The following is a 12,753-nucleotide window of genomic DNA, read 5'->3' on the forward strand; positions in this document are numbered from 1 at the left end:
GTCCGGCCGTGCCGCCAGGGGCCGGCTCAGGCCCGGCTATCGCGAACATGGACTTCGATACAGGCCCTAGGGCGAAGGCCGGCGCTGACGTCATTCCGCGCGCCCGTTGAGCACCACGGAAGGCGTGCACGCTCCCTTGGGCTGCGGGTTCTGGCAGCTCACCCGGAACACGATCTTCTCGCCGGGGTTGAACCGGAGCGGTTCCTGGAAGTGCTCGTCGCGGTCCCGGAAGTTCCCGAGCCCGATCACGCGGATCGTGCTGCGCGTCCCGTCCGCGTCCCGGACGAGCTGGGCCGTCCCGGCGTCGCCCTTGGCGTTCTCGAAGAAGAGATCCTTGACGAGAATGGTCTTCTTGCCGTCCAGCGGAGTGATCGACACCTCGGTGAACGCGCCGGCGTTCGTCACGATCGGCGAGGTGATGTCGAGCCGGAACGTCACCGGCTCGCCCTTCTCCGCGGGTTTGGGCAGCGTCGGCGTCGCACTCGTGTCACCCGGTTTGACGCCCAGGATGTCCAGCGCCTGTCCGGCGTTGGCCGCCGCCTGCTTGGACTGCTCCTTGGCCGCACCGGCCGAGCTGGCCGCCTCGTCGGCCTTCTCCTTGATCTCCTTGGACTCCTGCTGCATCGCCTCGCGCGCCGCGGACTTCACGGCCGGCGCCAGCACCGTGAACCACAGCGCCACCAACGCTCCCGCGAGCAACAGCAGTGCGATCAGCGCGGGCAGCAACCACTTCGGCAGCAGCTGGCGTTGCACCATCGTGCCCTGGGCGAGGAGTGGCTCGCCCCGCTCCGGTGTGATCTCCACCTGGAACGGGTGCCGCTTCGGCTCACCGCGCACGAAGGTTCTGCGCGGCTTGGCCTGCAGCCGCACGAACGTGGTGGTGCCCGGCGGCAGCGCGATCTCGGTGCGGTCGAGCCGGAAGTCCAGCTCGTCCTCGGGGTCGACCGCTCGCAGCCGCAGCATCGCGGGCGCGTTGCCGACGTTGTCGACGGCGACCTCGTACTTCGCCTTCCTGCTGCCCTCCGCCTTGGCGGGCACCAGTTCCGCGGCCACGTCGGTGAACGCGCCGACCACGACGACGCCCTCTTCGACGACCGAGCCGTGCGGGTCCTCGCGCGAGATGACCCGCACGCCGAACGGGACCGGGCCCGCGTAGACGCCCGTGTCACGTGGTGGCGCGAACCGGATGAGCACGGGTGCGGACTCGCCGGGGTTGAGGTTGACCACGGCCGGTTCGGCGTGGCTCCACGACGCGGCATCGCCGACGACGTCGATCGTGAACTGGTCCACCAGCTCGCCCGCGTTGCGCACCATCACCTGGCAGGTGACGTCCCCGCCCGGTGCGACGTCCAGGTCCGAAGTGGACAGTGTCGCTGTTGCTCCCATGACTAGCAGTCTCCTTGCATCCCTGGCGCCGCACAGGGGCGGCGGAGGCGTGGCCGGGTGCGCTCATCACTGCCCGTTCGGGCGGTCAACCGCGCTCGACGAAGTCCGATGGCTGCACGGTGTTCGGCAACGCGAGGAAGTCTCCCGACTTCACGTCGCCGAACCTCGTGCCTTCGACCGTGACGGCCTGGGCCTGCCGGGGCCCCTCGGTGTCGTTGTGGAAGACCAGCATCTGCGCGGTGAACGTGCCGTCGGTGGCGGTGAGCTCGCCCGGTGACTCGGAGATGCCGACGGACCAGCCGAGCCTGAGCTTGGCGTTCGGCGGGAAGTCCTTGCCCTGCACCGAGACGACCCCACCGAGTGGGCCGGCCTGCTGGTCGAGGGTCAGCGTGGGCTGCTTGATGACGATCCGGGTGGTGGCGACGTTGTCCTGCGCGTCCTCGTCCGGGCCGGTGGCGATCACGACCGCGGCCAGCTCCTGGTCGACGGCTTGGGTGGCCGGGATCGTGAGCTTCACCTCGGCCTGGCCGTCGGGTCCGAGCGTGCCGGCCGCACAGTCCGGCCGGCAGCCGAACGCCGAGGCGTTGACCCGCACGTCGGTGAGCGTCGAGCCGGAGCTGTTGAGCAGCTTGAAGGTCACCGTCACGTCGTCACCGCCGACGAACGACGGTTGCGGGCTCGCCGACATGGTCAGCGACAGCGATCCGGTGCGCTCCAAGACCTTCACGGTCACCTTCGAGGTGATCGCACCTACCGCCGCGGTCACGACGTGCTCTCCCGCGGTGGTGCCGCTGGCGTCACCGCTGATCACCTTGCTCTGTCCCGGGGCGATCGGGCCGACGTCGCCGCCTGCCGGGCCGCCCTGGAGCCCTGGTGGCATCGTCACGGTGAGCGTGGCGGGGGCGGGTGCGAAGCCGGTGTTCGCGACGGTGACCTCGATCGTCGTCCTGCCGTTGAACGGGATCTCGGCGGGGGTCGCCGTCGTGGTCACGGTGATGCGCGGAAGTCGTTGCACGGCAGGCTGTCCGGCGTTGGTGGTCAGGACCTTCGGCGTGCCGTTCTGGATCGGCACCGTGTAGAGGTCCGGTTCCTGCTCGGTCCTCGCGGCCTCGAACACGATCCTGGTGCCGTCGGGGAGCCACGCCGGGCTCCGCGGCCGCCCGGCGCCTTCGGTGGTGCGCACGATCACGCGTGCGCCGGTGCCGTCGGCGTTGACCTGGCAGATCTGGTCTTCCTGGGTGATGGCGAGGGTTTTGCCGTCCGGAGACCACGCCGGATCGTCGCTGAAACGGCTCCCGCACGGGTCGGTGAAGCGTTCGGACAGGTTGATCTGGCTGCTGCCGTCCGGCGTGACGAGCCAGATCTCCGAGCCGGGCGGGTTCGGCGACGTGACGGTGACGATCGCCGTGTCGGTACCGGTGTTGCCGCGCGCGTCGGTGGCCGTGCAGGTCACGCGGGTGACGCCGATCGGGAACTTGGTGCCGGACGGCGGGGTGCAGGCCACCGGGAGTTGCCTGCCCTGGCTGTCGGTCGCGCTCGCCGGGTAGTTCACCGCGGCACCGCCGGCGTCCTGCTTCTGCACCGAGACGTCGTCCACCCGCACCAGTGGTTCGACCAGGTCCGCCACCTGCACGGTGACGGTCTGGGTGTGGCCGGGACGGACCTCGGTCTCCTTGTTGAGCAGGAAGTCGATGGTGCAGTGCAACGTGCTGCCGGGTGTGGCGTCCGGGGAGACCGTGAACTTCTCGGCGAAGGTGAAGTCCTGACCGCTCGGACCGGTGACCGGGCCCGGCGGGGTGAGCTCGACGGTGAGCCCGGTTTCGCACCTCGGCCTCGGCAGGACCGTGACGTCGAGGTCCTTGATGCCGTCGAGGATCGCCTTGCTGATGTCCTCCTCGCCGTTCTTCACGTACTTCTGCTTGGATCCCTTGGGGTCCTGGATGATGTCGGTGATCTGGTGCTTGGAGTCGAGTCCGATCCTCGCGTCGCCGCTGTCCACGCCGACCGTGCGGATGTTGGCGCGCTTGAGCACGGCGATGGCGTTCGGCACCGTGTCCTCGCCCGTCATCAGTCCCTCGGCGGTCGGCTCGTCGCCGATGACCACGAAGACCTTGCTGGCGTCGGGGCGGAAGGCGAACTCGCCAGTGGCGGACTTGATCAGCGCGTGGGCCCACACCTCCGTGGAGTTCAGGTCGCTGACCAGCTTGACGTCCTTGACGGCCGCCACGGCATCTGCTTCGGATCCGGTCAGCCCGATGACGCGCTTGAACTCGTTGCCCTTGTTCTCGGCGCCCGCGTAGGTGGCCACGCCGAACCTGGTCTCCGGCTGCAGCTCCTTGACCTCACCCATGATCTTGGCGAGCTGCTCCTGCACGCCGGTCAGCTCGTCGAGCATCGAACGGCTGATGTCGATGAGGATCACGATGTCCGGCTTCGGCGGCACGCGCGGGGTGTGGACGACCTTCGTGAGGTCGAACGTGCTGCCGTGGCGGGCCGGGAGTTCGGTGTCGGGCTCCGGGACCGGCGGTGGTGGCAGGACGACGTTCTCGGCGTTCCTGGTGATCGCGATGGTCTTGCCGTCTGGCGACCAGTCAGGCCGGCTGTCGTCACCGTCGAGGTGCTTCGGGATCGGGATCCGGCTGGTCTTGGCGCCGTCGGACACGCGGTAGACGTCGATCACCGAGTCGCTGCCGTCGCCGTTCGGGATCCGCGTGGTGACCGCCATCATCGTGCCGTCCGGTGACCACGCCGGTTGTGCCTGCGCGAGTGTCTCGGTGTTGAGGCGCTTGGGGTTCGTGCCGTCGGCGCCGGCGATCATGATGTTGCGGTTGTCGACGTACGCCAGTTTGGTGCCATCGGCTGAGAACGCCGGGTCGGTTTGGTTGACGCGCGGGCTCTTCGTGAGGTTGGTGCGCGTGTTCCCGTTGCTGTCGACGGTGAAGATGTCGCGGTCGTCGTTCGCCAGGCTGTCGAAACCGATCTTGAACGGCTCGGGTTCTGGTGCCGGTTGGGCGGTGGCCGGCACCGGGGCCAGCAGCAATGCCACCAGCAGCAACGGAAGTGCGCGCACTGTCAGTTCACCTGCTTCTCGAACAACTCGATCTCGCTGATCACCGTGTCGGTGCTCTCGGTGGACGGGAAGACTCCCGCGACCAGCACCTGAACCTGTCTGACGCCGTCACCGTTCTTGATGTCGTGCTGCTGTTCGCCCGACACGTCGACGAGCGGGATGTCCGTGGTCTTGCCGGTGTCGAACACCAGCGTCAGGCGCTGCGGTCGTTGGGAGCCCAGGTAGTTCTTGCCGTCGCCGATGAAGATGATCATCCGGCGCAGGTTCGTGACGTGGTCGAACTTGACGGTCAGCGCCACGGTCCTCGCGTCGGTCTGCGCGGCCCAGAAGGTGCCCTTGTCGTTGTCCATCGCGAGCTTCGCCGGGTGGTCAGGGCGTTCCTGCGCGGCGGAGATCGAGCTCTGCCGCACCGGCACCAGGTCCCGGTTGAAGAGGCCCACCACCGCGTCCTTCCCGTTGAGCACCTGGGTGTTGACGGTGCTGCGGAACGGCTGGGAGAGCCCGTAGATGCCACCGAACAGCAGCACGGCGATGGCCAGCGCCCACCGGAACGCCCTGCCGACGCCCCGTTTGACCTGGGTGGACCTCTTGACGCGACGTGGCCGGCTGCCGCTCTCCCTCACCTTCGGGCCCTTGGTGGGCAGCCAGCGCTTCCACCACGGCTGCTTCTGCGCGACGGCGTCGACCAGCGAGTAGCCGCAGACGCCGCAGAACCTGCGCGTCGGGACGTTTCCGGAACCGCACTGGCCGCAGATCAGGTCACCGGCCTGGGCCTGGCGCTTGAGCGTCTGCTGTGGACGGTGGTGTGGTTGCGGCTGCTGGGGTGCGTCCGGGCGGACCGGACCGGCCTGCACCTGGGCGCCGGTCCACTTGAGGAAGTCGCCGCAGTTGCCGCAGAACTCGGCGTTCGGCGCGTTGTGCTCCCCGCAGGTCTGGCAGACGATCATGTGGTCACCTCGATGGTCGTGGCGACGTGGGCGGGCACCATCCGGCGCACCGCCGCGGTGATGCGCGCCCGGTCGACCGTGTCCGGGTTCGGCACCCGGACGCGGATCAGCACGTGCGCGGGAGAACTGCCAGGGATCGGGCCGTCCGGTTGTGCGGAGATCGAGATCCCACCGCTGTCCGCGATGTCGACACGGCCGCCGGTGAGCAGCCAGACGTGTTCGGCGAGGCCCCTTCTGGTGCCGCGGAACCGGTGCAGCCGCACGGCTCTGGCGACGAGCTCGCGGCGTTGGGCGGCGGACCAGCTCTCGTCGAGGTCGAGCGCGACCCACTGGGCGAGCCAGTCGACGAAGTCGTCCGGTGCCAGGCGCGGGTCGAGGTAGGCGGCGAAGCAGTCGAGCACGGTGAAGACCGGGGCGATGACCTCGTCGAGGGCCTGGGTGAAGCGCTGGGTGAAGTCGTCGTCGGTGTAGACCGAGGGCATCCGCTCGCCCAGGGGGTGCGGGGAAACCAGGTCGTCCACGGCTGTGCGCATGTCAGCTCTTCACCACCCTCACCTGATGGCCGTACGAGAACGCCAGGCCGTTCGGCGGCAGATCCACGCGCTGCACGGCCTGCCCGCGTTCGCCGGTCAGCAGGTTGGCCGCGAACAGCCGCACGTCCTCCACCAGCTCCACGCCAGGGATCCGTTGCAGCACCGCGTAGACCTCGCCTGAGTGCACCGGCCGCCCGAACGGCCACCCGTCGCCGTCCGCACCTCCGCGGATCGGGTCGAGGTAGTCGCTCAACGCGTCCATCGCCCGCGCCCGGACGGCCTCCGTCGGCGTTCCGGTGCGGGCCTTGAGGTCCGCCACCACCGTGATGCCCTGGTAGAACGGCGGTTCCACGCTCACCCTCGCACCGACACACCTCCGTGCGTCGAGGTGCCGGGCGATCCGTTCGAGCGTCTCCTGGTCGACCTGGAACGCCTGGAAGTTCGGTTCCTCGTGCTCCGGAACCTCCGGCACGACGAGCACGCGCACCCCGTCGTCGCCAGGCGCGCACCGCACCCGTGCGACCTCCGGAGCGGCTTCCCTGGCGAGGATCTCGTAGTCCTCGGCCGTCACCGCCCGATCCCGGGTCCGCAGCGACAGCGGGCCTCTCAGTGCCGCGTCCTCGACCGACTCCCCCGCGACACCACCGCGGCCGGGCTTGCGGTTGGTGATGTTGCTGACGAACGGCACCGGATCCCGTTGCACGGTGACGAGGTTGCGCGCGACGTTGCCTCTGAGCCCGCCACCCGTGCGGTATTCGGGCACCCGGATCGCCGCGGACTTCGCCGGCACGGCGCCGTAGTGGCGAAGAGTTCCGTCCTGCTGCCGCACCGCCGGGCCGAAGATGATCTGGCCCTCGATGTTGTCCAGCAGGAAGTGCCGGTCGTCCGGGCCCGACTCGACGAAGGTCGGCACCTCGGTCCAGGTGTCCCAGCCGTCGGTGGTCGCGACCTCGACGATGACCGGCGCACCCGCGACGACCGGGGTGCGGGCGAGCGGGAACCGTTGCCCGGCAACGCCTTCCGAAACGCCGATGGTCTCGGCCTTGACGACGTCGGCGTGCACGGCCTCGGTGGTGCCGCCGATCGTTGCCGCGGTGACGTCGCGGATCTTCGGTGAGCGCTGGTAGAACGGCTGGCCCTGCCACAGTTCGGCGGCGCGGCACCGCAGCCAGCCGGCTCGTTGCCGGACGAGGATCGACGTGGTGTGCCCTTGCGGGACGTGCACGACGACGTCACCGGCGGAGTTGAAGCCGCCGTTGGTGAAGTGGTCGACCTCGCAGGCGGTCCAGCCGTCGCTCGTCCACGCCTCCCACACCCACGGCGGGTCGGCGGGGTTGATGCCGGATCCCATCGGTTCGCAGTCGAACCTCAGCAGCACCGCGCAGCCGGGAACCGCGTTGGACAGGCCGAACAGCACGGCGTCACCTGCCTCGGGCTGCTCGCTGAAGGCCTGCGGTTCCTTGAGGGCCTTGAGGTCGTCGGTGCGGTCGACGGGCTGGCCGTTCGCCGTGGCCGTGGCCAGGTGCGAGAGCTCGCAGGGCACGATCGTGAGCGGGCGGTCGACCGTGAAGACGACGGGGTCCTCGACGCCCTTTCGTTGCGTGGCCGTCTGATTGCCTTGCGGCACCTCGACCGGGGCTTCCTGGGGTGCGGAGAGCCAGTAGGTGACGTCCACGCGTGCGGCGGTCGGGGCGAACAGCTCGACGCCGATGAGGTCGAGGAACTTGAGGTAGTGCAGCTGGGGCACGCGGTTGAGCCGGTACATCAGCTCGTCGACCATGTGCGCGAAGGCCTCGATCAGCGTGACGCCGGGGTCGGAGACGTTGTGGTCGGTCCACTCCGGACAGTGCTGCTGGACGCGGCGTTTCGCCTCGTCGACGAGCTGCTGGAACCGGCGGTCGTCCAGGTTCGGCAGGGGAAGCGGCATCACGCACCGTCCTCGTGCGGCGGAATGACGTAGAACGGGAACACGAGGTTGCGTGGGTCGTTGGTGTTGCGCAGGGCGTAGTGGATGTCGATCAGCAGGGTGCCGCTGGCGGCCTCGGCGAAGTCGACGACGACGTCGGTGAGGTCGATGCGCGGCTCCCACCGCTCGAGCGACTGCCGTACCTCGTAGGCGATCTGCCCGGCCGTCGAGGAGTCAGCGGGCGCGAACACCAGGTCGTGGATCGCGCATCCGAACTCGGGCCGCATCGGGCGTTCGCCGGGTGCGGTCGCGAGGATCAGCCGGATGCTCTCCACGATCTCGCGGTCGCCGTCGACCAGCGCCACCGAGCCCGTCGCGTCGGTGCGGACGGGAAAGCTGAGGCCCCTGCCGATGAAGTCCACTTGGCTAGCCTCCAATCAGGACGGTCGGGCAGCCGGGCGGCAGGATCGGCGCGCCGCAGCCGCTCATGTCGCCGACTCGCGCCGCGGGTTTGCCACCGATCAGCACCGTCGGGCAGCCGGGCGGGATGATCGGCGTGGGCGGGTGCACCGCGGGCGGCGGGAACGAGCAGGTGTGCATGTTCCCGACGGTCGCCGCTGGCAGTCCGCCGAGGAGCACGGTCGGAACACCGGGCGGCATGATGACGCCGGGATGCCCGGTCATGTCTCCGACTCTGGCTGCGGGTGGCATGTGCGTTTCCCCAAATCGATTCGGCTCAGTTGATCTTCACGATGGCGCCCTTGACCGTGAGCGGGCCACTTGCGGTGACCTCGGTCTGGGCTTGGCCTGCGATCTTGACCTGGGTGCCTTCTGCCTTCAGCTCGGTCTGCGCCTTTATCGAGACCTTCTGTCCCTTGAGCTCAAGCGGGCCCGTGCCGGCGTCGACGGTGATGCCGTTCTGCGCCTTGACGTTGATGGTCTTGCCGCTGGTGATCTCGACGTTCTGCGACTTCTGATCGAGTTTGACGACGAACTTCCCGTCACCGCTGGAGATCACGATGCCGTCGTCCTCGACGAACTCGACCTTGTGCCCCTTGCGGCTCACGAACCCCCTGGCCGCGATCTCGCCGTTGGCGCTGTCCACCGCCGGTTTGGTGAGCTTCGGCGGCTTGTCCTTGCCGTTGTAGAGGCCGCCGAGCACGTACGGGGCGTCGAAGTCGCCGTGCTCGAAACCGACCAGCACCTCGTCGCCGACCTCCGGCAGGATCAGCGTGCCGCGGTCCGCTCCGGCGCCCGCTTGCACCGTGCGGGCCCAGACGCTGGTCAGATCCGGTGACAGCCACGGGAACTTGACCTGGACGCGGCCGATGTTCAACGGGTCCTTGGCGTTCGTGACGATCGCGGGCACGAGTCCGTTGAGCGGCTTGGTGGTCGCGCCGTGGACCAGGCCGTAGAGCGAGCGTTCCTGCTTGCCGGAGACGGTGAACTCGGTGGTGTAGCCGGTGTGCTCTGCGAACAGGTGCCGCGTGCTGGTCAGCGTGTACTTGCCCTGGAAGGGTTCGCCGACGTTGGTCAGCGCCACGGCGGTTCCCGCCTTCAGCTCCGGGTTTCCCCTTGCCACGCCGGTGAGTTCGGCACACGAGCCGCCGAGCTGGGCCGCCAGCGCTTCCGCGGCGGTCTTGGCTTCGGCGTGCGTGCGGTAGGGCAGGCCGGCTTCGAGGTGGGGCGGTGCCTTGAACTTCGCCGCCAGCTCGGTCGGTTTCGCCTGTGCGACCTCGACTCCGGCGGTGTTCGGGGTGGCGGTGGCGAGAACCTCCTGCTTGTTCTCGAAGTCCCAGCCCCTGACCTGGACCTCGGGCACCTGGCCCGCGGTGGTGATACCGGCCCTGAGCGCCACGAGGGTGCTGTGCATTTCGAGGACCAGCGGGTCGGACTTGGCTTTGGCGTTGGGTTTCGGTGCCTTCGCCGGTGGTTCGGGCAGCTTGAAGTCGAGCTTGCCGTCCCTGACCGCGATCTGCGCACCTGTGGTCTTGGCCAGGCGGCTCAGGAACTCCCAGTCGCTGACGTTGTCCTGGCTCAGCTGGGTGTCCGGCCGGCCGCCGAAGCCGGGCACGTTGTCGATCGTGCCGGTCTTGATGTGCGCGCGTTCGGCGACCTTCTTGACGACGTCGCCGACCGTCATGTTCGGGTAGACCGCGACACGCTTGCCGCGGAACAGCCGGTGCGCCTCGTCGTAGCCCCTGACTTCGGTGAACGTGCCCTGCCCGTCGAGCTCGATGCCGACGGCCGTGATCTCACCGCTCATCAACGGTTTCGGGCCGCCGGGGTCCGCGGTCTGGACCTTGATGGTGGTCTTGGCGCCGATGGTGAAGTGGCCCTTGGCGAGCACGACGTGGCCGGGGTCGCGGAACTTGAGGACGAACATGTCCGGCAGGTTGCGGCTGTCGTCGACGTAGGCGTAGGTGAGCAGCAGCTTGACGTCCTGCGGCAGCGGCTGACCCTCGACCTCGACGACGAGGTTGTTGGCGAAGCTCTCGTTAGCCATGCTGGATCTCCTCCAACGCCGGAACGAGCACGGTCGAGCCGAGCTTGAGCCGCATCGGGTCGTCGATGTCGTTGGCCTCGGCGATGTGCCGCCACAGCTCGGGGTTGCCGTACGCCTTGTAGGCCAACGACTGGAGCGAGTCTCCGGCCGTGAGCGTGTGCTGATCGCGTGCCGCGAGCGCGCCACTGGTGGGGTTCTGGCCGCCGGGTTCGCCGCTGACCTCCTCCAGGTTGACCGTGCACACCGCCCTGACCGGCATGCCGCCGGGGGTGAAGAGCGTGTACTTGGCCGTGACGCTGGAGACGTAGCTCGGGAAACCGGTTGTGGTGCCCCACTTGAAGATGACCCACGGCGGGCTGCCCTTGCCGTTCGTCCTGGAGTCCTTCGTGGGCACTGTGAGGTTGAACAGCTGTTCGACCATCTTGACGGTCTCGTCGCCCATGGTGTTCGTGGAGTCGAGGAAGATCTCGAGGCTCAGCTTCGCCGGCTCCGCCCCCTTGAACTCCGGCACGCCCGCCTTGGCCGCGTTCGGCTGCGCCTGCCGCTGCCACTTGGCGTTCTTGGCCAGCGTCAGCTCCTTGGGGTTGAACTGGAGCTTGATCTTGAACAGCTCCGCGCCCGGCTTCTGCAACCCGCCCGGCCTGGGCGGCTCACAGGCGGTGAGGACGGCGTGCTCCATCTTCTTGGCCGCGGCTCCCACCCCGGCACTGGTGAAGGTGACGGTCATCGCGCGTCCAAGAACCCGTGGTGCGCCAGCTCGAGCGTCTCCGTCGCGACCTTGGCCTGCTCCGCACTCAGCTGCGGCCCCGTCCACCTCACCGGGATCACCTCCGCGAGCGACCAGCTCGCGATCGTCTTGCCTTCCAACGTCTTCGCCTCGATGACGGCGGTTCTGCGTTTGACCCCCGCCGCCATGCCCGCGATCCAGCTGGTGATCTTCTGGCTGTCCCTGGTCACCGGCCTGGTGAGCTTGACGTTGGGGTACTTGATCCGCGTGGGCAGCTGCCACACCATCCCGTTGTTGCCGCCCTCTTCCCGCTGCTCGATGACGAACTCGCACCCGAGCCCCTCACAGCTGTTGAACGACCCCAGGTCGTCCTTGTCCACCGACACGCTGAAGCAGACGGCGACGGCTTCCTCTGGTGCGGTCATGACTCAGTCCTCACAGGTCGGTGAGCGCCCCACGACGCTCACGGTCGAGCCACAGGTCGGCCTTGAGCCGGCGCAGCAACGGGTCGTACAACTTGCGCAACAGCTCTTCCGGGTTCTGCGCTTGCGGCTGTGGTGCCGGTTTTTCGGGCTCGGCTTCGGCCTCGGCTTCGGCTTCGGCTCGCTGGGCAGGCGGGGACGGGCTGGACTCGGGCTCCGCGACGCGCGCCACCACCGGCGCCGGCTCGGGGGTGGGCGGCACGGCGGGCGGCACGGCGACCGGCAGCGGCACAGGTGGCTGCGCGTGTGCTGGTGCGGGGGTCGCGAAGATCCGCTGGACGGGCGCGGCTTCCGGGCTGGTGGGCGGTAGGGCTGGGAGGCCGGTGGCGTGCTGGACGAGGGGTGGCGCCTCGCCGACCAGTCGCTGCACGGACGGCGCCGTACGAACCGGCTCTTGGGCAGCCCGCTCCGTACCAACCAGCCGCTCGACGGACGGCGCCGTACTAACCGGTCCTTGGGCAGCCGGCTCCGCACCAGCCAGCCGCTCGACGGACGGCGCCGTACTAACCGGTCCTTGGGCAGCCAGCGTCGAACCAGCGAGCCTCTGGACAGTCAGCGCTGCGCCAACGAGTCCTCGGACAGCCGGCGCAGTGTCGGCCAGCCGCTCGACAGCCGGCGCCGCACCATCCAGCCTTCGGGCAGCCGGCGCCGTGTCGGCCAGCCGCTGAACAGCCGGCACCGCACCAACCAGCCGCTCGACAGACGGCGTCGCACCGACCAGCCCTCGGACAACCGACGTCGCATCAACCGGCCCATGGTCAGTCGGCATCGCATCGATTGGGCCATGGACAACCGGTGCCGCATCAACCAGCCTTTGGACAGTGGTTGGTGAACCGACCGGTCGCTCGACGGTCGATGTTGAACCGACCGGCCGCTCGACAGACGGCGCCGAACCAGCCAACGGTTCGACAGACGGTGCCGAACCGACCAACCGCTGGACAGATGGTGCCGAGCCGACCAGCCCTTGGACAGCCGGTGCCGAACCGCCCGAACCCTGGGCTGTCAGTGCCGATCCGTCCAGTCGCTGATCAGTGGATGTCGAACCAACTGGTCCTTGGGCGGCCTGCGTCGAATCAGCGAGTTTCTGGACAGTCGGCGCCTCGCCAACCAGCCCTCGGACGGCTGGCATCGCCTCAATGGGCCCGTGGACAGCCGGCGCCTCGCCAACCAGCCCTCGGACGGCCGGCGGCGCCTCA

General features: G+C 68.8%; 12 protein-coding genes. All 12 read right to left on the bottom strand.

Annotation, left to right across the window (positions count from 1 at the left end; translation table 11 throughout):
- Positions 1 to 90 precede the first annotated feature (90 nt).
- Complete coding sequence (locus UK23_RS37945) at positions 91 to 1,386, bottom strand: hypothetical protein (RefSeq protein ID WP_045316607.1); 1,296 nt, start codon at positions 1,384 to 1,386, stop codon at positions 91 to 93.
- Between the two features lie 85 nt (positions 1,387 to 1,471).
- The gene (locus UK23_RS37950) at positions 1,472 to 4,456 is read right to left on the bottom strand and encodes a VWA domain-containing protein (RefSeq protein WP_045316608.1); all 2,985 of its coding nucleotides are present in this window, start codon (positions 4,454 to 4,456) and stop codon (positions 1,472 to 1,474) included.
- A 2-nt stretch (positions 4,457 to 4,458) separates the two neighbouring features.
- Positions 4,459 to 5,403 carry a zinc ribbon domain-containing protein gene (locus UK23_RS37955; protein WP_045316609.1) on the bottom strand — a complete coding sequence of 315 codons (945 nt, stop codon included), beginning with the start codon at positions 5,401 to 5,403 and terminating at the stop codon, positions 4,459 to 4,461.
- Positions 5,400 to 5,936: a phage tail protein gene (locus tag UK23_RS37960; RefSeq protein WP_045316610.1), complete on the bottom strand. Its 537-nt coding sequence runs from the start codon at positions 5,934 to 5,936 to the stop codon at positions 5,400 to 5,402. Before UK23_RS37960 ends, UK23_RS37955 begins: the two co-directional genes overlap by 4 nt.
- A gap of 1 nt (position 5,937) precedes the next feature.
- Positions 5,938 to 7,863, bottom strand: a complete 1,926-nt coding sequence (locus tag UK23_RS37965) for a putative baseplate assembly protein (protein WP_045316618.1) — start codon at positions 7,861 to 7,863, stop codon at positions 5,938 to 5,940.
- Positions 7,863 to 8,264, bottom strand: coding sequence for a GPW/gp25 family protein (locus UK23_RS37970; protein WP_045316611.1), 402 nt, complete (start codon positions 8,262 to 8,264; stop codon positions 7,863 to 7,865). The genes UK23_RS37965 and UK23_RS37970 overlap by 1 nt, the downstream gene beginning before the upstream one ends.
- Positions 8,265 to 8,268: 4 nt before the next feature.
- Positions 8,269 to 8,553 (bottom strand): PAAR domain-containing protein, encoded by a 285-nt coding sequence (locus UK23_RS37975; RefSeq protein WP_045316612.1) that lies wholly within the window; start codon positions 8,551 to 8,553, stop codon positions 8,269 to 8,271.
- A 25-nt stretch (positions 8,554 to 8,578) separates the two neighbouring features.
- Complete coding sequence (locus UK23_RS37980; RefSeq protein ID WP_045316613.1) at positions 8,579 to 10,348, bottom strand: VgrG-related protein; 1,770 nt, start codon at positions 10,346 to 10,348, stop codon at positions 8,579 to 8,581.
- Positions 10,341 to 11,075, bottom strand: a complete 735-nt coding sequence (locus UK23_RS37985; protein ID WP_045316614.1) for a LysM peptidoglycan-binding domain-containing protein — start codon at positions 11,073 to 11,075, stop codon at positions 10,341 to 10,343. Before UK23_RS37985 ends, UK23_RS37980 begins: the two co-directional genes overlap by 8 nt.
- On the bottom strand, positions 11,072 to 11,500 hold the full coding sequence (locus tag UK23_RS37990; protein WP_045316615.1) for a phage tail protein: 429 nt from the start codon (positions 11,498 to 11,500) through the stop codon (positions 11,072 to 11,074). The genes UK23_RS37985 and UK23_RS37990 overlap by 4 nt, the downstream gene beginning before the upstream one ends.
- Before the next feature lie 10 nt (positions 11,501 to 11,510).
- Positions 11,511 to 11,927 (bottom strand): hypothetical protein, encoded by a 417-nt coding sequence (locus UK23_RS37995; RefSeq protein ID WP_156213686.1) that lies wholly within the window; start codon positions 11,925 to 11,927, stop codon positions 11,511 to 11,513.
- 182 nt (positions 11,928 to 12,109) lie between these two features.
- Positions 12,110 to 12,301: a hypothetical protein gene (locus UK23_RS38000; protein WP_156213687.1), complete on the bottom strand. Its 192-nt coding sequence runs from the start codon at positions 12,299 to 12,301 to the stop codon at positions 12,110 to 12,112.
- Positions 12,302 to 12,753: the final 452 nt, after the last annotated feature.

The sequence above is a fragment of the Lentzea aerocolonigenes genome, assembly GCF_000955955.1.
In the GTDB taxonomy this organism is placed as follows: domain Bacteria; phylum Actinomycetota; class Actinomycetes; order Mycobacteriales; family Pseudonocardiaceae; genus Lentzea; species Lentzea aerocolonigenes_A.